The 22102-nt window shown below is 72.9% G+C and carries 18 protein-coding genes and 1 pseudogene; 11 read left to right on the forward strand and 8 right to left on the reverse strand.

Features of this window, described 5'->3' with window-relative positions:
- Nucleotides 1–28: 28 nt before the first annotated feature.
- Nucleotides 29–2110 (forward strand): annotated as a pseudogene (locus ACN268_RS29055) (MMPL family transporter); the annotation flags it as partial.
- Nucleotides 2111–2139: 29 nt separating this feature from the next.
- On the opposite strand, the gene ACN268_RS29060 reads toward ACN268_RS29055, so the two are convergent.
- Nucleotides 2140–3057 carry a YhjD/YihY/BrkB family envelope integrity protein gene (locus ACN268_RS29060; protein ID WP_421486190.1) on the reverse strand — a complete coding sequence of 306 codons (918 nt, stop codon included), beginning with the start codon at nucleotides 3055–3057 and terminating at the stop codon, nucleotides 2140–2142.
- Nucleotides 3058–3573: 516 nt separating this feature from the next.
- Between ACN268_RS29060 and ACN268_RS29065 the strand changes: the two genes are divergently transcribed.
- The gene (locus ACN268_RS29065; protein WP_421486191.1) at nucleotides 3574–5133 is read left to right on the forward strand and encodes a pectate lyase family protein; all 1560 of its coding nucleotides are present in this window, start codon (nucleotides 3574–3576) and stop codon (nucleotides 5131–5133) included.
- 116 nt (nucleotides 5134–5249) lie between these two features.
- On the opposite strand, the gene ACN268_RS29070 is transcribed toward ACN268_RS29065, so the two are convergent.
- Nucleotides 5250–5624 (reverse strand): hypothetical protein, encoded by a 375-nt coding sequence (locus ACN268_RS29070; protein WP_421486192.1) that lies wholly within the window; start codon nucleotides 5622–5624, stop codon nucleotides 5250–5252.
- 44 nt (nucleotides 5625–5668) lie between these two features.
- Complete coding sequence (locus ACN268_RS29075; RefSeq protein ID WP_421486193.1) at nucleotides 5669–5929, reverse strand: hypothetical protein; 261 nt, start codon at nucleotides 5927–5929, stop codon at nucleotides 5669–5671.
- Between the two features lie 150 nt (nucleotides 5930–6079).
- Here ACN268_RS29075 and ACN268_RS29080 point away from each other — a divergent pair, with 150 nt between their 5' ends.
- The 7 genes from ACN268_RS29080 (at nucleotide 6080) to ispG (ending at nucleotide 11962) form a co-directional block, all read left to right on the forward strand.
- Nucleotides 6080–6886 (forward strand): helix-turn-helix domain-containing protein, encoded by an 807-nt coding sequence (locus tag ACN268_RS29080; protein ID WP_421486194.1) that lies wholly within the window; start codon nucleotides 6080–6082, stop codon nucleotides 6884–6886.
- Nucleotides 6877–7083, forward strand: coding sequence for a DUF397 domain-containing protein (locus ACN268_RS29085; protein WP_363790272.1), 207 nt, complete (start codon nucleotides 6877–6879; stop codon nucleotides 7081–7083). Before ACN268_RS29080 ends, ACN268_RS29085 begins: the two co-directional genes overlap by 10 nt.
- Nucleotides 7084–7130: 47 nt before the next feature.
- The gene (locus ACN268_RS29090; RefSeq protein WP_421486196.1) at nucleotides 7131–7358 is read left to right on the forward strand and encodes a DUF397 domain-containing protein; all 228 of its coding nucleotides are present in this window, start codon (nucleotides 7131–7133) and stop codon (nucleotides 7356–7358) included.
- A gap of 206 nt (nucleotides 7359–7564) precedes the next feature.
- Nucleotides 7565–8284, forward strand: a complete 720-nt coding sequence (locus tag ACN268_RS29095; RefSeq protein WP_363652238.1) for a Uma2 family endonuclease — start codon at nucleotides 7565–7567, stop codon at nucleotides 8282–8284.
- Nucleotides 8285–8327: 43 nt separating this feature from the next.
- Nucleotides 8328–9539, forward strand: a complete 1212-nt coding sequence (gene dxr, locus ACN268_RS29100) for a 1-deoxy-D-xylulose-5-phosphate reductoisomerase (RefSeq protein ID WP_421486197.1) — start codon at nucleotides 8328–8330, stop codon at nucleotides 9537–9539.
- Nucleotides 9539–10780: a M50 family metallopeptidase gene (locus tag ACN268_RS29105; RefSeq protein ID WP_421486198.1), complete on the forward strand. Its 1242-nt coding sequence runs from the start codon at nucleotides 9539–9541 to the stop codon at nucleotides 10778–10780. Before dxr ends, ACN268_RS29105 begins: the two co-directional genes overlap by 1 nt.
- Before the next feature lie 9 nt (nucleotides 10781–10789).
- Nucleotides 10790–11962, forward strand: a complete 1173-nt coding sequence (gene ispG / locus ACN268_RS29110) for a flavodoxin-dependent (E)-4-hydroxy-3-methylbut-2-enyl-diphosphate synthase (protein ID WP_204923860.1) — start codon at nucleotides 10790–10792, stop codon at nucleotides 11960–11962.
- 202 nt (nucleotides 11963–12164) lie between these two features.
- Here the strand turns inward: ispG and ACN268_RS29115 are convergent, their stop codons facing one another.
- Nucleotides 12165–12743: a PadR family transcriptional regulator gene (locus ACN268_RS29115; RefSeq protein ID WP_421486199.1), complete on the reverse strand. Its 579-nt coding sequence runs from the start codon at nucleotides 12741–12743 to the stop codon at nucleotides 12165–12167.
- Between the two features lie 129 nt (nucleotides 12744–12872).
- Here ACN268_RS29115 and ACN268_RS29120 point away from each other — a divergent pair, with 129 nt between their 5' ends.
- A complete protein-coding gene (locus tag ACN268_RS29120; RefSeq protein ID WP_421486200.1) occupies nucleotides 12873–13712 on the forward strand; it encodes a GNAT family N-acetyltransferase in 840 nt (279 codons plus the stop codon).
- Between the two features lie 296 nt (nucleotides 13713–14008).
- Nucleotides 14009–17626 (forward strand): ATP-binding cassette domain-containing protein, encoded by a 3618-nt coding sequence (locus ACN268_RS29125; RefSeq protein WP_421486202.1) that lies wholly within the window; start codon nucleotides 14009–14011, stop codon nucleotides 17624–17626.
- Nucleotides 17627–17723: 97 nt separating this feature from the next.
- Here the strand turns inward: ACN268_RS29125 and ACN268_RS29130 are convergent, their stop codons facing one another.
- From ACN268_RS29130 to ACN268_RS29145, 4 genes are all read right to left on the reverse strand, one after another.
- Nucleotides 17724–18791 carry an NADH:flavin oxidoreductase/NADH oxidase gene (locus ACN268_RS29130; RefSeq protein WP_421486204.1) on the reverse strand — a complete coding sequence of 356 codons (1068 nt, stop codon included), beginning with the start codon at nucleotides 18789–18791 and terminating at the stop codon, nucleotides 17724–17726.
- Between the two features lie 76 nt (nucleotides 18792–18867).
- Nucleotides 18868–20184, reverse strand: coding sequence for a dicarboxylate/amino acid:cation symporter (locus ACN268_RS29135; protein WP_421487024.1), 1317 nt, complete (start codon nucleotides 20182–20184; stop codon nucleotides 18868–18870).
- A 206-nt stretch (nucleotides 20185–20390) separates the two neighbouring features.
- The gene (locus tag ACN268_RS29140; protein WP_421486205.1) at nucleotides 20391–21101 is read right to left on the reverse strand and encodes a DUF998 domain-containing protein; all 711 of its coding nucleotides are present in this window, start codon (nucleotides 21099–21101) and stop codon (nucleotides 20391–20393) included.
- On the reverse strand, nucleotides 21094–22059 hold the full coding sequence (locus ACN268_RS29145; protein WP_421486206.1) for a glutathione S-transferase family protein: 966 nt from the start codon (nucleotides 22057–22059) through the stop codon (nucleotides 21094–21096). The genes ACN268_RS29140 and ACN268_RS29145 overlap by 8 nt, the downstream gene beginning before the upstream one ends.
- Nucleotides 22060–22102: the final 43 nt, after the last annotated feature.

The raw sequence follows: 22102 nt of genomic DNA on the forward strand, positions 1-22102 counted from the left end.
GTCGGCGGGTCAACGAGGGGAGAGGCCGATGTTCGCCTGGTGGGGGCGGGTCGTGGTACGCGCCCGGTGGGCGGTGCTGGCCGTCGCCGGGGTGCTGATCGCCGTCGGGGCGGGCTGGGGCACCGGCGTCTTCGGCGAGCTGAGCGGGGGTGGCTTCGACGACCCGTCGAGCGAGTCCAGCCGGACCGTGCAGCGGGTCACCGCCGAACTCGGCAGGCAGGGCGCGGACGTGATCGTCCTGTGGTCCAGCGACACCGTCACCGTCGAGGACCCGCAGTTCCGCGACCCGGTGACCGCCACGGTGGCCGGTCTGCGTCAGCGCGCCGAGGTGGCCGAGGTGACCACCTGGTACGACGCGCCCGCGCCCGCGCTGGTCGCCACCGACCACCGGGCCACCTACGCGCTGGTCAAGCTCACCGGCGGCGACGAGGACGCCCGCTCGGCACAGTTCGCGGCGCTGCGCCCCGCGCTGGACGCGCCAGGCCTGCGCACCGAGGTCGGCGGGCTGGTGGCGTTCCAGGAGGCGGCCACCACCCAGAGCACCGAGGACGTCACCCGTGCCGAGCTGCTGTCCATGCCGGTGCTGCTGGTGCTGCTCGTGCTGATCTTCGGTGGGCTGGTCGCCGCCGGCACCCCGCTGCTCGTCGGCGGGTTGGCCATCCTCGGCGCGTTCCTCGCGGTCCGCCTGGTCAACCTGGTCACCGACGTGTCGATCTTCGCGATCAACGTGATCACCCTGATCGGGCTCGGGATGGCTGTCGACTACGCGTTGTTCATCGTCAGCCGGTTCCGGGAGGAGTTGGCCGCCGGCCGGTCCGTCGCCGAGGCGATCCGCCGCACCATGCTCACCGCCGGCCGGACCGTCTTCGTCTCCGGGCTGACCGTCGCGCTCGCCATGGCCAGCCTGCTGATCTTCCCGCAGCCGTTCCTGCGGTCGATGGGCTTCGGCGGGATGGCCGCCGTGCTGATCGCCATGCTGGCCGCGCTCACCGTGCTGCCGGCCCTGCTGGTGGTGCTCGGCCACCGGGTGGACGCGGTGCGCGTACCGCTGCCGTGGCGGCGGGGGACGCGGGGTGGGCGGCCGGCGGCGGGTGCGCCCGGCGGCGCGTGGGCCCGGATCGCGCGCAGCGTGATGCGCCGACCGGCGCTGTACCTGGTGGGGGTCGCGCTGCTGCTCGGCGTGCTGGCCACCCCGTTCGCGCGGATCACCTTCGGCGGGGTCGACGAGCGGGTGCTGCCGGCGGACGCCGCGCCCCGGGTGGTCTCCGAGCGGATCGCCGCCGAGTTCCCCGGCGGCACGATCGCCCCGGTCGAGGTGCTGGTCTCCGGCGCGCCCGCCGACGCGGTACGCCCGTTCGCCGACCGGATCGCGGCGCTGCCCGGGGTGAGCGGGGTCCAGGTCACGGCGGCGAAGGGGGAGTCCACCCTGCTGTCGGTGAGCTACCCGGGGGAGCCGACCGGCGACGCCGCCCGGGACCTGGTGCGGGCGCTGCGCGACCTGCCCGGCCCGGACGGGGCGCAGGTGCTGGTCGGCGGGCGGCCCGCCGCCGACGTCGACCTGCTGGACAGCCTCGGCGACCGGCTGCCGTGGATGGCCCTGCTGATGGCCGGCGCGACCCTGCTGCTGCTCTTCCTCGCGTTCGGCTCGGTGGTGTTGCCGGTCAAGGCGGTGCTGATGAATTTGCTGTCGATCGGCGCGTCGTTCGGCGTGGTGGTCTGGATCTTCCAGGACGGGCACCTGTCCGGCCCGCTCGGCTTCACCTCCACCGGGTTCATCGAGCCGAGCAACCTCATCCTCATGCTCGCGGTGCTGTTCGGGCTGGCCACCGACTACGAGGTGTTCCTGCTCAGTCGGGTCCGCGAGGAGTGGGACCGCACCGGCGACAACACCGCCTCGGTCGCCACCGGCCTGCAACGTACCGGCCGGATCATCACCGCCGCCGCGCTGCTGCTGATCATCGTGGTGGCCGGCTTCACCACCGGCGGGATGGCCTACATCAAGCTGATCGGCGTCGGCATGATCGTGGCGATCGTGGTGGACGCGACCCTGGTCCGGGCGCTGCTCGTGCCGGCCACCATGCGGCTGCTGGGCCGGTGGAACTGGTGGGCCCCGGCACCCCTGGCCCGGTTCTGGGCCCGCTACGGCCTGCGCGAGACCGACGACCCGGCGGCGTCGCCCACCCCCGACGCCTCGGAGCCGACGATTCCGGTCGTCGCCCCGGAGGCGGCGGCGCGGCGGGCCCGCCAGCGGGACAACGCGAGGGTGGCCGAGTAGCCGGCCAGCACGATCACGTGGAACAGGTAGAGCCAGAGCAGCACCGCGACGCCGGCCCCGACCGGGTCGAAGCCGCCGAACGGCACCCCGAGATCCAGCGGGAGCGAACAGAACAGCACGAAGCCGTGCAGGAAGCCGGAGAGGTTGGCGGCGGTGAACGAGCCGACCGCCAACGTCGACAGCCAGTCGGGTGAGGCCGGCCCGACCACCCGGAACACCCACATCAGCACCGGGGTGAGCACCAGCCACACGGCCAGGAACGACAGCACGATGCCCAGCGCGGCGACCCAGCCGCCCTGCCGGATCAACCGGGTGGTGGTGGGCAGCGCGATGAGGATCGACAGCAGCAGGGCGGGGGCGGGGGCGAGCAGCGGCAGCAGCAGCAACCGGCCCCGCCAGCCGACCAGCGACTCGTCCGGGTTGGGGGCGACGGCGACCGAGACGAACGCCCGGCGCAGCCCCTCACCGTAGAGCGAGGCGGGCAGCAGGGAGGCCAGCGCCAGCAGCGGGGTCAACTGCACCCCGGCGTTGACCAGCGCGTCCACCGCTTCGGGCGCACCGATCGCGTCCGGCAGCGTCTCCACGGCGTACGCGGTGAGCCGGCGTACCCGGTCCGCGCCGGCCACCAGCGAGGTCAGCCAGATCGCCAGCAGGGCCACCGGCACCACGGCGATCGCCCCGTAGAAGGTGATGGCGGCGGCGTGCAGGGAGAGGTCCCGCCCCCGTACCGGCCGGAACGCGGCGCTGGTGATCCGCTTCGTACGCTGCCATGCGTCGCCCATCGCGATGTTCTTCCCCCTGTCGCCCGCTGCCACGCATCACGATCCCGCGTCACGACCGTCCACCGGCCATGATCGGCTCAACTGGGCCGATGGTGCGGTGTCGGAACGCCGGGATGGCGCAACATCAGCCCCGGCGAGTGGATCAATAGCGGACCGACCGGCGGCTAGGCGATCATTAGCCGCAATCCGGACGACGTCTTGCGGTGTCCATAGACGTCGCCCTATCCTCGCTTGTGGAAAGCGCTTTCCAGATGCTCAGTGCGGGTGCCGCGGCGAGTTCCACCACCGCCGCAGGCGCCAGTTCGCCGTGCGCGGCAGCACGGTGAGCGGGTCGACCCGGTACATCGGCGCAGACATCCCTGGCCGGCCGCCGACTCCGCCTGACGGCCGCGAAGGCCCGGCCCGTCCCCGGCGCGCAGAGGTCCACCAGGACCACCGTCATCACCGCCGCCCGACCGGGCACCACACCACCCGGCAGCGGCACCACCACCAGGTAATGAGAAAGGTGACGCGAGGATGAGACGACCAGTTGCACGACGAGTCCAGGCGGGGCTGGCCACGGCCGCCGTCGGTGCCGCGATCTGCGTGGCCCTGCCGGTGCACCAGGCGTCGGCGGCGGCCGGCAGCGCCAGCGGCTACGCCACCCAGAACGGCGGCACCACCGGCGGCGCGGGCGGGCAGACCGTACGGGCCAGCACCGGAACCGCGATCCACGCGGCGCTGTGCAACCGGGCCAGCAGCAGCACCCCGATCGTGATCGAGGTGCAGGGCACGATCAACCACGGCAACACCACGAAGGTGTCGGGCAACAGCTGCAACACCGCCGCCGACAGGATCGAGCTGAAGGAGATCAGCAACGTCACCATCGTCGGGGTCGGCAGCGGGGCGGTCTTCGACCAGCTCGGCATCCACCTCCGCGACTCCCGCAACATCATCATCCAGAACGTGACGGTGCGGAACGTCAAGAAGTCGGGCTCGCCCCTCTCCAACGGCGGTGACGCCATCGGCATGGAGAGCAGCGTGCGCAACGTCTGGGTCGACCACGTCACGCTGGAGGCGTCGGGTGGCGAGTCGGAGGGCTACGACGGGCTGTTCGACATGAAGGACGACGTCCAGTACGTGACGCTGTCGTACAGCATCCTGCGCAACTCCGGCCGGGGCGGCCTGATCGGCTCCAGCGAGAGCGACCGGGGCAACGGCTTCGTCACCTTCCACCACAACCTCTACCAGAACATCGACTCCCGTACCCCGTTGCTGCGGGGCGGGATCGCGCACATCTACAACAACTCGTACGTGCAGCTCAACGAGTCGGGGATCAACTCCCGGGCCGGCGCGCGGGCCAAGGTGGAGAACAACTACTTCAGGAACTCCCGGGACGTGCTGGGCACCTTCTACACCAGCGAGGCCGGCTACTGGCAGGCCAGCGGCAACATCCTGGACAACGTGACCTGGTCCAGCCCCGGCAGCGAGACCAACCCCGCCGGCCCGGGCATGCCGTCCAACACCAGCGTCAGCATCCCGTACTCGTACCGCCTCGACGGGGCGAGTTGCGTGCCGGACATCGTCCGCCAGACGGCCGGCGCGAACACCGGCCTCAAGGAGTCCAACGGGAGCTGCACGCCGACCACCCCGGCCCCGACCACCCCGGGACCGACCACGCCCGCGCCGACCACGCCGGCCCCGACCACCCCGCCGCCCACCAGCGCCCCCGGCGGGACCAACCTCAGCATCGGCGCCGGCTCCGACGGCTCCAGCAAGGCCAGCGGTACGAGCTACGGCGACGTCCGCGACGGCAACCTGGGCACCTACTGGTCGCCGGCCGGGTCGACCGGGGACATCTCGATCAAGTGGGGCTCCGCGACCAGCATCTCCTCGATCAACATCCGGGAGGCGTCCGGCTCGGCCGGCAGCGTCACCTCCTGGCAGGTGCTCAACGGCGACACCGGCGCGGTGCTGGCCTCCGGCAGTCGGGCCGGGGTGATCACCTTCGCCCGTACCTCGCTGAAGAAGGTCACCTTCCGGATCAACAGCTCTGCCGCCACCCCGAAGGTCGCCGAGTTCGAAACCTACGCCTGACCGTCGTCCCCGGGCCGCGTCCGGGGCGATGATCAACTAATGGGGCCGATGTAGGGGTGTCCGGTCGACGGGAACACCCCACATCGGCCCCCTTGTGTCGATCAACGGGTGGGCGATCAACGGGTGGGCGATGACCGGGGCGGCGGCCGGCCGTGGCGGGTCCAGGCGATGAACCGGGTGAAGTAGGCGGCCGGGTCGACCGGGCCGGTGCCGACCCGCAGCGCATCGGTGATCGCGTCGTGCATCAGCAGGCAGAGGTAGATGGACAGCGCCGGCCGATCCCGGGCGTACTCCCGGCGGAGGCTCAGCTTGGCCGGCTGGCACGGCCACGGGGCGGCACAGGCCCGGCACCGCCAGGCGGGCCGCGCGGCGACGTGCCGACCCGGGCCGGCCGCCGGGACCGCCGCCGACCGCCCCCGCCGTGCCCCGTCCACCGGCGGGGTCACCGCCGACAGCGGCCGTTCCCGTCGTGCGTCGTCCGGCGGCGTCACGGCCGACGCCGGTCGTCCGCGCCGTGCGCCGCCCGTCGGCGGGGTCACCGGTGTCGGCCGTTCGCCCGGCGGGCCTGCCCCCGGGTGACCAGTCCCGCCGTGCCCACCCAGTAGGCGGCGGTGGGGCCGTTCCACAGGTGAGGGCGGGGCGCGGGCGGCGTGGGTGGTGGCGGTTCCCGCAGCGGTACGCCGGCCAGCCGGTCCGGGCGCGGCCAGCGCAGCCCACAGGTGCAGTGCCGACCCCACCGGGACCAGTCCCGCCGATGCCGTGGCGTCACCGGTACCGGCCTGTCGCGCTTCCTCATCCGCCGCTCCTTCCGTATGCCTGTTCACACTCTGGTGTGGACGCGACTACTGTCGGAAGGCGGCGCGGGACCTCAGCGTGGACTGTGCCGGCCGGGTCCGGTCCCGTGGCCATCGCTGGCGGTGGGTGGCAGACGTGTGGTGGAGGTGTGATGACCGGTGGACCGATGTCGACCCTGGAATTCCTCGGGGCGGAGCTGCGCCGGGCGCGCAGGGAGCGCGGGCTGAGCCAGGAGGATCTGGCCCAACGGATCAGCTACTCGTCGTCGCTGGTGGGCATGGTCGAGATCGGCCACCGTACGCCGTCGCAGGACTTCATCACCCGCGCGGACGCCGCCCTGGAGGCCGGCGGCCTCTTCGAACGGCTGCTCGCCCTGGTCCGCGCCGACTCCGCACCCCCGTGGTTTCGGGAATGGATCAGCGTGGAGCGGGAGGCGACCTTGATCCGCTGGTTCGAGCCGTCCCTCATCCCGGGTCTGTTGCAGACCGAGGCGTACGCCCGTGCCGTGCTGCACGGTGGCGGAATGCTGCGGGAGGGAGAAACCGAGCAGCGACTCGCAGCGCGTCTGGAGCGACAGTCCGTGCTGAAGCGGGAGCCTCCACCGGAATTCGTGGCCGTGGTTGACGAGGCGGTCCTTCGTCGGGCGGTCGGTGAGCCGGCGGTCATGATCGGGCAGTTCGAGCATTTGCTGCGGCTGACTGAACACGCACACATCAGCGTGCATGTGGTGCCAGCGGATGCCGGTATGCACGCCGGCCTGGCCGGACCGTTCATCCTGGCTCGCACGCCCGAGGGCGGCGAGGTCGCGCACCTGGACACCCCACTGCGAGCGCAGGTCACCGATCGTCCAGATGACGTTGATAGCCTTCAACGCAGGTGGGAGAACCTGCGGGGCGAGGCGCTGCCCCGGCGGGCCTCCCGGGATCTGATACGGGAGTTGGCGAAGTCATGGAGCTGACCGGCGCGATCTGGCGCAAGTCGACCCGCAGCGACAATGGCGGTGCCACCTGTGTGGAGGTGGCGACGAATCTGCCGCTGGTGGTCGGGGTGCGGGACAGCAAGGACCGTGGTGGCCCCGCGTTGACCTTCCCGCCCGCCTCCTGGGCCGGCTTCGTGGCCGCGACCAGGGCGGGCACCCTCGGCGTCCGCCAGTGACCGGCTCGTCACGGCCCGATGGCGTCGATGGCGGAGTTGGCGAAGTCATGGACTTGACCGGTGCAGTCTGGCGCAAGTCGACCCGCAGCGACAATGGCGGTGCCACCTGTGTGGAGGTGGCGACGAATCTGCCGCTGGTGGTCGGGGTGCGGGACAGCAAGGACCGTGGTGGCCCCGCGTTGACCTTCCCGCCCGCCTCCTGGGCTGGCTTCGTGGCCGCGACCCGGTCGGGTGACCTCAACCCCGCCCGACATGTCTGCCGTCCGGCAGGATGATCGACTCAACGGGGCCGATATTGGGGTAAGGATCGCCGCCGACACCCCTGTATCGGCCCCGATGTGTTGATCAGGCGCTGGATCTGGCCGACGGGCGGGGAGGTCGTGGGCTGACCGGGACGCACTGGCGGTGCGACGGGCGGCTCCGGGGGCTGCGGCGATTAGGCTGGGACCAGCAGGATGTTCCGCTGAGGGGGTGAGCCCGGATGGCCCAGGCCGCATTCGCGCCCGAGCCGGCACCGCAGTCGCCCGACCCGACGTGCCCGTCGACCGGGTCGGGCGACCGGCCGACCGGGCCGTCGTTCGACGTGCTGCGCTGGCACGACGAGCCGTGGACCGCCCAGCTCGCCCTCGACCTGTTGCCGGAGACCAACGGTCCCAAGGTCGAAGTCCTGAGCGGAAGCGTGATCGTGACCCCACATGCCGGATACGACCATCAGAACGCCGAGTTGGATCTGGCCTACCTGCTCAAGCAGGCGGCCCGCCGGGAAAAACTGTGGCTGTACACCGAAGTCAACATCGTTTCCGGTGCCGACCTCTTCATTCCGGACATCGTGATCCTCGACGCTCCCGGTGGCGGGCGGACGACGATGGACATCGGCCACGCCGTGCTGCTCGGCGAGGTCGTCTCCCCGGGTAACAGGCGTAAGGACGTGATCGACCGGCCCCGTGAGTACGCCGCCGCCGGTGTCCCGTTCTTCCTCCGCGTCGACCTGCGTAACCGGGTGCCCACCATCGCGCTCTTCGAGTTGACCGACGGGGAGTACCGGCCGGTCGCGGCGGCTGCCGCCGGGACGACGTTCGTCATGCGGCAGCCCTTCGCGTTCAGTATCGATCCGGCCGACCTGCTGGGTGAGGAGGCACCGGTCGAGGAGGCGGAACCGCTGGGTCGGGGGGCGGGCGCGGAGGGTGACGTCGAGGGGTGAGGCTCCCAGCCGGCGCACAGCGCGTACGGGGCAGAATGACCGGGTGACAACTCCCCGGGACCTCGTTCTGCTCGGCTCCACAGGTTCGATCGGCACCCAGGCGATCGACATCGTCAGGCGCAACCCCGACCGGTTCCGGGTGGTGGCGCTCGGTGCCGGCGGCGGCAACGTCGAGCTGCTCGCCACCCAGGCGCTCGAACTGGGCGTGGACGCCGTCGGGGTGGCCAAGGCGTCCGCCGCGCAGGATCTCCAACTCGCCTTCTATGCCGAGGCGAGCCGGCGCGGCTGGGCCACCGGGGACTTCAAGCTGCCGAAGATCATCGCCGGCCCGGACGCCATGACCGAGCTGGCGCAGTGGCCCTGCGACGTGGTCCTCAACGGGGTGGTCGGGTCGCTCGGGCTCGCGCCGACGCTGGCCGCGCTGCGCTGTGGTCGTACCCTCGCGTTGGCCAACAAGGAGTCGCTGGTGGCCGGCGGCCCGCTGGTGAAGGCCGCCGTGACGCGGCCGGGGCAGATCGTGCCGGTCGACTCGGAGCATTCGGCGCTGGCCCAGTGCCTGCGCGGCGGCACCCGGGGCGAGGTGCGGCGGCTGGTCGTCACGGCCAGCGGCGGACCGTTCCGGGGGCGGCGGCGCGACGAGCTGACCGCTGTCACCCCGGAGCAGGCGCTCGCCCACCCGACGTGGAACATGGGACCGGTCGTCACGATCAACTCGGCCACCATGGTCAACAAGGCGCTGGAGGTGATCGAGGCGCACGAGTTGTTCGACGTGCCCTACGCCGACATCACCGTGATGGTGCACCCGCAGTCGGTGATCCACTCGATGGTCGAGTTCGTCGACGGCTCCACCCTGGCCCAGGCGAGCCCGCCGGACATGCGGCTGCCCATCGCGCTCGGCATCGGCTGGCCCGACCGGGTGCCCGACGCCGCCACCGCCGTCGACTGGACCACCGCCCACACCTGGGAGTTCGCCCCGCTCGACGACGAGGCGTTCCCGGCGGTGGCGCTGGCCAAGGCGGCCGGCGTGGCGGGCCGCTGCCGCCCGGCGGTCTACAACGCGGCCAACGAGGAGTGTGTGGCGGCGTTCGTCGCCGGACGGCTGCCGTTCCTCGGCATCGTCGACACCCTCGGACGGGTCTTGGAGGACGCCCCCGATTTCGGTGAACCAGGTACCGTCGAGGACGTGCTCGCCGCCGAATCGTGGGCGCGCGCGCACGCGCAGGAGATCATCTCGGGGTCGGGGAAGGAAGCCTGATGCTCTATCTGCTCGGGGTGGTGGTGATCGCCCTGGCGATCCTCATCTCGGTGAGCCTGCACGAGGCCGGTCACATGTTGACCGCCAAGGCGTTCGGCATGAAGGTCACCCGTTACTTCGTCGGCTTCGGGCCGACCATCTGGTCGTTCCGCCGGGGTGAGACGGAGTACGGCCTCAAGGCCATCCCGCTCGGCGGATTCTGCAAGATCGTCGGCATGACGCCGCAGGACGACGACGTCGAACCGGGCGACGAGAAGCGGGCGATGTGGCGTTACCCGGTCTGGAAACGGACGATCGTGATGTCCGCCGGCTCGGTCACCCACTTCGCGCTGGCCGTCGTCGCGATCTGGCTCGCCGCCATGTTCATGGGCCTGCCCAACAAGGACCTGCCCAACCCGCTCCCGGCGCACGTCAAGATCGTCGAGTGCGTCATCCCCACCGACGCGGTCCGCGAGTGCGCCCCCGGTGACCCGGTCAGCCCCGCCAAGCAGGCCGGGCTGCGCGACGACGACAAGATCGTCGCGGTTAACGGCATCGCCGTCCCCGACTACGCCGCGCTGGTCAAGACCGTCCGTGACCTGCCCCCGGGCCAGCCGGCGACGATCAGCTACGAACGCGACGGGGTCGCCGGGCAGGTCCGGGCCGACCTCGCCGCGGTGCAGCGCAAGCCGCTGGACGACCCGAACGGCGCCCCGGTCACCGTCTCCGCCCTCGGCGTCGCCGGCCCGATGCTCCCGCCCGGCGTCCCGGCGAACGTCACCTACGGCCCGGTCGAGGCCATCCCCGCCACCGCCGGCTACACCAAGGACCTGGCCGTCGGCACCTACGAGGCACTCAAGCGCATCCCCGACAAGGTGCCCGCCCTGTGGACCGCCGTCACCGGCGGCGAGCGGGACAAGGACACCCCGATCAGCGTCGTCGGCGCGAGCCGGCTCGGCGGCGAAGCCCTGGAGAACGGCGTCTGGCAGCTGCTGGTCCTGCTGTTCATCTCGCTGAACTTCTTCGTCGGCGTGTTCAACCTGCTGCCGCTGCTGCCCCTGGACGGCGGCCACATCGCCATCGCCTGGTTCGAACGGGCCCGCTCCTGGCTCTACGCCCGGATCGGCCGGCGCGACCCCGGTCGGGTCGACTACCTCAAGCTGATGCCCATCACGTACGCGGTGATCCTCATCGGTGGCGCGTTCACCCTGCTCACCGCCACCGCGGACATCGTCAACCCCATCACCCTCTTCACAAGGTGAGTGCCTGAAGTGACCGCTGTCAGTCTCGGTATGCCCGCCGTGCCGCCCCCGCCACTCGCCCCGCGCCGGGCCAGCCGCCAGATCATGGTCGGTTCGGTGCCCGTCGGTGGCGGTGCCCCCGTCTCGGTGCAGTCGATGACCACCACCCTCACCTCCGACGTCAACGCCACCCTCCAGCAGATCGCCGAGCTGACCGCGTCCGGCTGCCAGATCGTCCGGGTCGCCGTGCCCAGCCAGGACGACGTGGAGGCACTGCCGGCGATCGCGAAGAAGTCGCAGATCCCGGTGATCGCCGACATCCACTTCCAGCCGAAGTACGTCTTCGCCGCGATCGACGCCGGGTGCGCGGCCGTCCGGGTCAACCCGGGCAACATCCGCCAGTTCGACGACAAGGTCAGGGAGATCGCGGCAGCGGCCTCCGCCGCCGGTACGCCGATCCGGATCGGCGTCAACGCCGGCTCGCTGGACAAGCGGCTGCTCACCAAGTACGGCAAGGCCACCGCCGAGGCGCTCGTCGAGTCGGCGCTGTGGGAGTGCTCGCTGTTCGAGGAGCACGGCTTCCGGGACATCAAGATCTCGGTCAAGCACAACGACCCGGTGGTGATGATCCGGGCGTACCGTCAGCTCGCCGAGCAGTGCGACTATCCGCTGCACCTGGGGGTGACCGAGGCCGGCCCGGCGTTCCAGGGCACCATCAAGTCGGCCGTCGCCTTCGGGGCGCTGCTGGCCGAGGGCATCGGCGACACCATCCGGGTGTCGCTGTCGGCCCCGCCGGTCGAGGAGATCAAGGTCGGCAACCAGATCCTGGAGTCGCTGGGGCTGCGCGAGCGCGGGCTGGAGATCGTCTCCTGCCCGTCGTGCGGCCGGGCCCAGGTGGACGTCTACAAGCTCGCCGAGGAGGTCACCGCCGGCCTGGAGGGGCTGCCCGTCCCGCTGCGGGTCGCCGTGATGGGCTGCGTGGTGAACGGGCCGGGCGAGGCCCGCGAGGCCGACCTCGGCGTCGCCTCCGGCAACGGCAAGGGGCAGATCTTCGTCAAGGGGCAGGTCGTCAAGACCGTCCCCGAGGGGCAGATCGTCGAGACCCTGATCGAAGAGGCGCTGCGCATCGCCGACGAGATGGGCGCGGAGATCCCCGAGGAGCTGCGCGACCTGATCCCCGGCCCCACCGTCACCGTGCACTGATCCACCGTCGGAAAGGGCGGCCCTCCCGGTGGGGGGCCGCCCTTTCCGCGTACGCGGCGATTGTCGCCGGGATGCCTGGCGACCCGGGCCGGGGTCGTGGTGGCCCGGCTCGGGTCATGTGGTGGTCCGGGCCGGCACGGCGGGTTCGCCGTGCCGGGCCCGGACGTCGACGGTGGCCGGGGTGCCGGGTCGTGCCCGGCGGTCACTCGGATTCGGCGAGGATCGCGTACAGCTTGCGGCGGGTCTCGTCGAGCACCTGGGCGGCGCGTTCCCGCTGGTCGTCGGTGCCCGTCATCATCACCTGGCGCAGCGCGTGCATGGCCTGCGCGCCCGCGTCGCGGATGTCGTGCCAGCTGTTGACGGTGTCCTCGGCGAACTCGGCCCAGGGCGGGGTCTGCGCGGCCGTGGTGGCCTCCTCCCGGCCGGCGTCGGTCAGGTCGAACCGCTTGCGCCCGCCGCCGGCCAGATCGGTGCTGGCGGCGATGACGCCCTCGTCCTCCAGCAGTTGCAGCGTCGGGTAGATCGACCCCGGGCTGGGCCGCCAGGCCCCGCCGGTGCGGGAGTCGATCTCCTGGATCATCTCGTAGCCGTGCATCGGCCGCTCGGTGAGCAGGGCTAGCACGGCGGCCCGGACGTTGGGTCGGCGTCCCCGGCCCCGCCCCCGCCCGCCCCGGCCGCCGCCCCAGCCTCCGTGCCCGTGCGGGCCGGGGGGCATGGGCGGAAAGCCGAAGCCGCGCTGCCGGGCCTCCTGCAGTGCGTGGATCCGACGGTGGAATCCCATCGTGTCGTCCTTTCGTTGTGCTGTCGCTGATGCATCAACGATATATCGGCAATGTGTTGGCGACAAGTCCCTTGGCGGCTGTGCCGGTCGCCCGGCGAACCACCGCCCGGATCTGGCAGGCTGGTAACCGTGCTGACGGTGCCGGTACGCCAACTGGGAGAGTCGGAGCGGCGCGCCGTCGAGCGGCTGCTCGACCTCGACCCGTACGCGGGCGCGCAGGTCGCCGAGCGGGTCTCCGCACGCGGCCTGGCCTGGTGGCGGGCCGAGGGCCGGATCCTCGGCTACGGCACCCGCCGCAACCTGGAGTCGATCTGCTGGCTCGGCGGCAACCTCACCCCGATCCTCGCCACCGACTCCGCCGTCGCCGCCTTCGCCGAGCAGCTCTCCGGCGAGGAGCGGCTCTGCTCCTCAATCGTCGGACGGGCCGACGCGGTGCTCGGCCTCTGGGACCGGCTCGCCGACCACTGGGGGCCGGCCCGCGACGTCCGCCCCAACCAGCCGCTGCTGGCCACCGACACCCCGCCCGCCATCGCGGTCGACCCCGAGGTGCGCCGGGTCCGCCCCGACGAGGTGCACCTGCTCTTCCCCGCCGCGGTCGCCATGTACGCCGAGGAGGTCGGCGTCTCGCCGCTGGCCGAGGACGGCGGCCGGGCCTACCGCCGACGGGTCGAGGACCTGGTCCGCGCCGGCCGGGCGTACGCCCGCATGGTCGACGGTGAGGTCGTGTTCAAGGCCGAGCTGGCGGTGGTGACCCGCCGTACCGCCCAGGTCCAGGGCGTCTGGGTGGCCCCCGCGTGGCGTGGACGCGGGATCGCGAGCGCCGCGATGGCCGCCGTGGTCCGCGACGCGCTGCTCCGGGTCGCCCCCACGGTCAGCCTCTACGTCAACGACTTCAACCGCCCCGCCCGCCGGGTCTACGAACGCTGCGGCTTCCACCGCGTGGGCACCCTCGCGACCATCCTCTTCTGACGATCCCGGCACTCCTGCTCCCCGGGCGCCGCACGCGTTCACCCGCCCGACTTCTCCGCCTCGTCCCGGTGATCAAGAGGTTTGCGTCAGTTGATCAAGAGGTTTGAGTCAACTTGAAGATCAATCTTGACGCAAACCTCTTGATCACCGGGGCAGGGCGGGGCGGGGCGGGAGGCGGGCGGGGCCGGGCGCTGGGGTGGGGGAGTTGGGTGGGTCGGTGGTAAATGCGTTGAGGGGAGGGGGGCGGGGGGTCAGGCTGGGGGGTACCGCCACCCCGAGTCCCGGAGGGAATCTCCATGCGCCTGCTCCGTGATCTCTGGGCGTCCGCGCCACGCCGCGTGACGGTCGTGATCGTCCTCGTCGTCCTCGGTGCCGCCGGTCAGGCCGCCGCCTCGGCGGTCGCCGGCCCCGTGCTGGTGCACCGCTCGGCCGGTTGGTTCGCCGCCCTGGTCGTCGCGCTGGTCGTCGCGGTCTTCGGCGAGTTGGTGATCGCGCTGCTGATGGCGGGCATCACCGCCGACTGGTCCGCCGACGTGCGTCGCCGGCTCTGCCGGGTCGCCCTCGGGCAGGATCTGCCCACCCTGGAGGGCACCCCGGTCGGTGAACTGCTCGACCGGATCGACAACGACGTCTACCAGGTCGCCTCCGAGCTGCGGAACACCGGCGTACGGCTGGTCCAGGGGTTGGTGCTCTGCCTGCTCGCCACGGTCAGCGCGCTGTTCGTCTGGTGGCCGGCCGGGGTGGCGATGCTGCTGCTCACCGCGCTGCTCGTCGTGGTGCTGCGCCGTCCCACCGCCGCCATCGGCCCGGCCCGGATGTCCGAGGAGGAAGCCTGGTCGGACCTGGCCGCCGTGATGGAGGAGGCGGTGCACGGCCAGGACGACGTCCGCACCAGCCTCGCCCAGCCGTACGTGCTGCGGTTGTACGCCCGACGGGCCGCCGAGGTGCTGGCCCGCTGCCGCCGGGTCTTCCTGATGTCGGCGCGGGTCACCGCCTTCGCCGCCGGCACCATCCGGGTCGGGATCGCCGGGGTGGTGCTCGCCGGGGCGTGGGCGTTGACCACCGGCCGGATCGACGGTGCCCGGCTGACCGCGATCTGGCTGCTCGCGTTGAGCTTCGGCGCGACCGTCGAGCACCTCGCCCGCTGGGTGCCGCACCTGCAGTACGCGCTCGGCGCCTGGGCCCGGGTGCTGCTGCTCTCCGACGCCCGGCAGGAACCCTCAGGCGGGGCCACCCCCACCGACGGCGACCTGACCCTGCGCGGGCTCACCTTCCGCTACCCGGCCACCGGCGAGGACGAGCGGGAACCCGCGCTGCGCGACGTCCGGCTCAGCTTCGTCCGGGGCCGGTCGTACGCGCTGGTGGGGCGGACCGGTTCGGGCAAGTCGACGCTGGCCAAGGTGCTCACCCGGGCGGTCGAGGTGCCGCGCGGGACGGTGCTGCTCGGCGACACCGACCTGTGCGACCTGGACGTCGAGGAGCTGCGGCGCTGGATCGCGGTGGTGCCGCAGCGTACCGAGATCCTCGCCGGCACCCTCGCCGAGAACGTCGCCCTGTTCGACCCGGACCTGCTCGACGACGCGCCCCGCGCGCTGGCCGAGCTGGGGCTCACCGGGTGGGTCGCGGAGCTGCCCGACGGCATCCGGACCCGGCTGGGCGAGGGCGGCCACGTGCTCTCCGCCGGCCAGGAACAGCTGGTGGCGTTCGCCCGCATCCTGGTGCGCGACCCGCACGTGGTGATCCTCGACGAGGCCACCGCGCGGCTGGACCCGGTCACCGAGACCCGGGTACGCGAGGCGACCGAGCGTCTGCTCACCGACCGGATCGGCATCATCATCGCGCACCGGCTGTCGTCGGTGCGGCGCTGCGACGAGGTGGTGGTGATGGCCGACGGGGCGGTCCTGGAGGCGGGCCCGCTGCGTTCCTCGGCCCGTTTCGCCGAGCTGCTCGCCACCAGCCACGCCGCCGCGTACACCCCGGTCGGTGCGGGCCGGTCCGGCAGCCGGGGCGGACTGGACCTGCTCGACGGCCCGGCCACCGCCTGGCCGGACGCCGACGCGCCGGGCACCGCCTGGCCGGACGCCGACGCCACGTCCCCGGCCGGGCCGCCCGGCACCGGGTCGGGCGGCGACGGGTCGGGCGGCGACGGGCCGGGTCGGGCCGCTGCCGTGCGGGGGACCGGGACGGCCGGGCGGGCGGCGGTGGCCGTACCGAAGGGGGACCCGCCGCCGCTGCCACCGCTACCGCCCGCGCGGACCATGCGGGAGATCCTGCGGCTGGGCCTGAACGACCCGCGCCTCGGCCTGCTGTCGGTCGGGCTGTTCATGGTGATCACCGTGCTCGGCCTCGACGGCGCGGTGCTGCCCTGGCTGTGGGCGGACGTCGTCGACGGCGGTGACCCGTGGCTGCCGGCGCTCGGTATCGCCGCCGCGCTGGTGGTGGTGCTGCCGCTGCCCTTCCTGACGAACCTGCGGTTCCCCCAGTGGTGGGTACGGCAGATGCTGCGGATGAGCCTGCGGCTGGTGCACGGTCAGACCGGCCCGCGCCGCGCCAGCCGGCACACCCCGGCCGAGGTGGTGGCGCAGAGCGGGGACACCGAACGGGTCGTGCAGCTCGCCGACAACCTGATGGACCAGCTCATCGCCCTGGTGACGATGGTGACCATGACGCTGATCACGGGCAGTCTCGTGCCGGCGCTGTTCTTCGTGGGCACGATGGCCGTGTCCGGGCTCGCCGCCACCCTGTTCGGCCCCCGGTTGGAGCGTTCCGCGCGGGACACGGTGGCCGCCCGCGCCGCCTTCGCCACCGCGCTGGTCTCGTCGCTGTCGGCGGCCCGGACGGTCAAGCTCGCCGGGGCGACCCGGCCGGTGCTCGACCACCTCTCCGCACTGGACCTGGTGCGCAGCGACCGGCAGCGGCGGGAGATCGCCGCGCAGGTGTGGGCCCGCTCCACCCCCTCGGTGGCCAGCGGGCTGCTGCCGATCGCCGCGTGGGCGCTCTACCTCGGCGGGGGGCTCTCCGCCGGTGCCACCCTGGTCGCCGTCTCCACCCTCGGGGCGGCCCGCTGGTTCGCCTGGACCACCGCGTCCCTGGTCTCGCAGTATCCGTCGGCGCGGGTATGGACCCGGCGGACGGTGGCGATGACCGGGATCGGGGCGTACTCGGCGGAGGTGCCGGGGGTGGACATCGCCGCCGGTACCGCCCCCGCGCCGCAGCCGCCGCCGCGCCGGCCGCTGCGCCGCCTGGAGCTGGCCAACTTCGGGGCGCTGCACTCCGACGGCACCCTCGCCGTGCGGGACGTCGACCTGACCGTCGACCGGGGCCAACTGGTGCTGGTGGTGGGGCCGGTCGGGTCCGGCAAGTCGTCGCTGCTGCGGGCGCTGGCCGGGATCGTGCACCACGTCGGCGAGCTGCGGTGGAACGGCGAGCCGGTGACCGAGCCGGAGCTGTTCCTGCGTCCCCAGCAGGTCGGCTACGTCGGTCAGCTGCCCCGGGTGCTCTCCGGCACGGTCGCCGACAACATCGCCCTCGGGCACGACGTGGACGCCGCCGGGGCGGTCACCACCGCCCAACTGGAGCACGACCTGGCGGGCGGCGGCGGGCTGGGGCTGCTCATCGGGCACAAGGGCACCCGGTTGTCCGGTGGGCAGTTGCAGCGGCTGGCGTTGGCCCGGGCGCTCGCCCCGCGTACCGAACTGCTGGTGGCCGACGACGTGTCCTCCGCGCTGGACGTCACCACCGAGCTGGCGCTGTGGGCGGCGTTGCGGGGGCACGGGGTGACCGTGATCGGCTCCACCTCGAAACGGGCGGCGCTGGTCCGCGCCGACCACGTGGTGGTGCTGGTCGACGGCACGGTCGCCGCCCAGGGCCCGTGGCGGGAGCTGGAGGACGACTGGGGTCACCTGGCCGGCTGACCCCGCCGCCGTCGGGCCGCAGGACCGGGGAGGGTCGTCGTCGCCGCGGCGACGACAACCCTCCCCGCCGGAGTCACCGCGGGGCGGTGGGCCACGGTCAGAAGGCGCGGGCGTACGGGTCGGGCCAGTCGGGGGTGGCACCGAGCTTCCCGGCGGCCCGGCGCGGCCAGTACGGGTCGCGGAGCAGTTCCCGACCGAGCAGCACCAGGTCGGCCTCCCCGGCGGCGACGATCTGCTCGGCCTGCTCCGGCTCGACGATCAGGCCGACCGCACCGGTCGGCACGCCTGCCTCGCGGCGGATCCGCGCGGCCAGCGGCACCTGGTAGCCGGGTCCGACCGGGATGGCCGCCCGGGTCGACGCCCCGCCGGAGGAGGCGTCCACCAGGTCGACGCCGGTCGCGGCCAGTTCGGCGGCGAGGGCGACGCTGTCGTCGACCGTCCAGCCGCCGTCGACCCAGTCGGTGGCGGAGATCCGGGTGAGCACCGGCACCTGCTCGCCGACGGCGGCCCGGACCGCGCGGGCCACCTCCAGGGTGAGCCGCATCCGGGCGGCCCGGTCGCCGCCGTAGCCGTCGGTGCGGTGGTTGGTCAGCGGGGACAGGAACTCGTGCAGCAGGTAGCCGTGCGCGGCGTGGATCTCCACGACGGCGAAGCCGGCGTCGACGGCCCGGCCGGCGGCGGTGGCGAACGCGGACACCACCCCGGCGATACCGGTCCCGTCCAGCGCGGTCGGCTGCCGGTAGTCGGGCAGGAACGGCTCGGCCCCGGGGCCGACCGGCGTCCAGCCGCCCTCGGCGTCCGGTACCCCGCCGCGCCCGGCCGCCCACGGCCGGTAGGTGCTGGCCTTGAAGCCCGCGTGGGCGAGCTGCACGGCGGGCACCGCTCCCTGGGCGGCGATGAACGCGGTGACCGGCCGCCACGCGTCGACGTGCGCGTCGGACCAGATGCCCGTGTCCTGGGGGCTGATCCGCCCCTCGGGAACGACCGCGGTGGCCTCGGTGACGATCAGGCCGGCTCCGCCGACGGCCCGGGACCCGAGGTGCACCAGGTGCCAGTCCGTGGGCAGCCCGTCCGGGCCGGCGCTGTACTGGCACATCGGCGCGAGGGCGATCCGGTTGGGCAGGGTGACGCCGCGCAGGGCGAGTGGGGTGAACAGGGCACTCATGCGGGTGATCCTCCGGTACGGGCGGGTGGCGGTGCGGGGCGGGGCGCGGCGTCCGGGGAGCGCCCGGCCGATGCGCTCAGGCGGGTGTTGGTGCGAGGTCGTCGCGGCGGGCCGGCCGGTCGGCGGTTGCGTCGGCGTCGGTCTCGTCGGCGTCGGTCAGGTCGCGCCGTCCGGCGGTGGCGTAGGCGTCGCGGTCCAGGATGCCCTCGCGGGCGGCCACGATGGTCGGCACGACGGCCTGCCCGGCCACGTTGGTGGCGGTGCGGATCATGTCGAGGATCGGGTCGATCGCCAGCAGCAGGCCGGCCCCGGCCAGCGGCAGGCCCAACGTGCTCAGGGTCAGGGTCAGCATGACGATGGCACCGGTCAGGCCGGCGGTGGCGGCCGAGCCGACCACCGAGACGAAGGCGATCAGCAGGTAGTCGCCGACACCGAGGTCGACCCCGAAGACCTGGGCCACGAAGATCGCGGCGAGCGCCGGGTAGATCGCGGCGCAGCCGTCCATCTTGGTGGTGGCGCCGAAGGGCACCGCGAAGGAGGCGTACTCGCGGGGGACGCCGAGCCGCTCGACGGAACGCTGGGTCACCGGCATGGTGCCCACCGAGGAGCGGGACACGAAGGCCAGTTCGATCGCCGGCCAGGCCCCGGCGAAGAACCGCAGCGGGTTGAGCCGGCCGGCGGTGACCAGCAGCAGCGGGTAGACCACGAACAGGACGATCGCGCAGCCGACGTAGACGGCGGTGGTGAACTTCGCCAGCGGGGCCAGCAGGTCCCAGCCGTACGCGGCGACGGCGTGGCCGATCAGCCCGAGGGTGCCGATCGGGGCGAGCCGGATCACCCACCACAGCGCCTTCTGCACGATGGCCAGCACCGCGCGGTTGAGCGCGACGAACGGCTCGGCGGCCGCACCGACCAGCAGCGCGGCGGCACCGACGACCAGGGCGAGGAAGACGATCTGGAGCACGTTGCCCTCGACGAACGCGCCCACCGGGTTGGTCGGCACGATGCCGGTGAGGAAGTCGGTCCACGAGCCGGTGGTCTTCGGGGCGGTCGCCCCGCCGACGTCCAGGCTCACCCCCCGGCCCGGGTCGGTGAGCAGGCCGATGCCGATGCCGAGGCTCACCGCGATCAGCGCGGTGACGCCGAACCAGAGCAGCGTCTTCAGCGCCAGCCGGGCGGCGTTGGCCACCCCGCGCAGGCTGACCACGCTGACCACGATCGCGGTGAAGACCAGCGGCGGGACGGCCAGCTTGAGCAGTTGGACGAAGAGCCCGCCGACGGTGTCGAGGGTGCCGGCCAGCCAGCTCAGGTCGCCCTCACGGGCGAGGAAGCCCAGCGCCGCGCCGAGCACGAGGCCGAGCAGGATCTGGGCGGAGAAGGGGAATTTGCGCAGGGTGGAAGCCATCAGGGCGGGTCCAATGTCGGTAGGGGTCGGTCGGCGGGCAGCGTCAGGAGCGTGGCTGCGCCGGACAGACCCCACTGGCCTGCCGTCGGAGGTCGACGTACAGGCGCACGGTGAGGTGCCAGACATTGGTCATCGCCTGTCGACGCTACTCCCGGCCGACCGCGAGCTGGAAGGACCGCTCCGGGTGAGGCTCCTTACACGGAGGTTGTCGACCCGGTGACCCGTTCGTCACGTTCGACGTGCTCACGGGCGCGGGGCACGACGGGACCGGCCCGGTCGGCTGGCCCGTCAGCGGCCGGTCGGTGCCGGGCCAGCAGCAGCGCGGTGCACAGGCCCCAGCCGGCGCAGACCACCAGCAGCACCCGTTCCAGCCCGGCCACCAGGTCACCCCGGCCCACCGTCAGCAGGCCCAGCGCGACCGCCCCGGCCACCGGCAGGGCCAGCACCCCGGCGATCCGGGCCACCCGGCGCAGCCCCGCCGTCGCCGGCCGGAGGAACCCGACCACCAGCATGGCGAGCACGGTCACCCCGGCCGCCACGATGCTCGCCCCGGCGTGCACCAGGTCGGCCGGCGTCGCCGCCTCGAACGGCGGCAGCGGGCACCCGGCGCTGCACGTCACCGCGCCGGAGACCACGGTGCCGGCGGCGCCGGCCAGCAGCAGGCCGGCTGCGAGCCGCAGCGTCACCGGCAGCGCCGCGGCCAGTGACAGCAGCGCCGCGGCCAGGGCGAACACCCCCATCCGGTACGTCGAGGCGAAGGCGCTGTCGCTGACGCCCGCCTCGCTGACGTACCCGCGCCACGGGCCACCCGGGCCGGCCCCGACGGCGACGGTCACCGCGACCGCGCCGAGCAGCACGCAGCCGGCGGCGACCCGGCCGGCGACGGCGCGGGCGGCCTCAGGCACGGCCGTGCGGGGTGAGCCAGCCGGAGGTGTCCGGGCCCGTCGGCACCACCCCGGTGGGATTGATCTCACGGTGGGTGGCGTAGTAGTGCCGCTTGATGTGGTCGAAGTCGACCGTCCCGCCGAAACCCGGGGTCTGGAACAGGTCCCGGGCGTACGCCCAGAGCACCGGCATCTCGGTCAGCTTCTGCCTGTTGCACTTGAAGTGCCCGTGGTAGGCCACGTCGAAGCGGACCAGGGTGGTGAACAGCCGCACGTCCGCCTCGGTGATCGCGTCACCCATCAGGTACCGCTGACCGGCCAGCCGCTGCGACAACGCGTCCAGCCGGGCGAACAGCGCCGCGTACGCCTCGTCGTACGCCTGCTGGGAGGTGGCGAAGCCGCACCGGTACACGCCGTTGTTGACGTCGGTGTGGATCTCGGCCATCAACGCGTCCAGCTCCGGACGCAGCGCGACCGGGTAGAGGTCGGGCGCGTCCGGGGCGTGCAGGCGTCGCCACTCGGTGGAGAAGTCGAGGGTGAGCTGCGGATAGTCGTTGGTGACCACCCGGCCGGTGAGCGTGTCCACCAGCGCGGGCACGGTCACCCGGCCGGTGTAGTCCGGGTCGGTGGCCAGGTACGCCTCGGACAGGAACCCGACGCCCAGCACCGGGTCGAAGCCGTCCGGGTCGAGGGTGAACCGCCAGCCGCGTTCGTCGCGGATCGGGTCGACCGTGCCCAGCGAGATCACCCCGTCCAGGCCGAGCAGGCCCCGCACGATCATGGCCCGGTGCGCCCACGGGCAGGCCCGGCACCAGATCAGCCGGTACCGGCCGGCCGCAAGCGGCCAGCGTCCCTGCTCGTCCGGCCCACCGTCCTCGGGTGAGGTGGAGTGCGGGGTGACCCGGCCGGTGAACCGGTTGGGCTGGCGGACGAACGCCCCACCGCCGGAGGTCTCTGCGCTGAACTGGGGCCGGGTCATACCGCCAACCTATCCGGCGTCCGCCCGCCCGACCTGGTGTGCG

Origin of the sequence: Micromonospora sp. WMMD735, from assembly GCF_049178995.1 — a bacterium.
GTDB lineage: Bacteria > Actinomycetota > Actinomycetes > Mycobacteriales > Micromonosporaceae > Micromonospora > Micromonospora wenchangensis.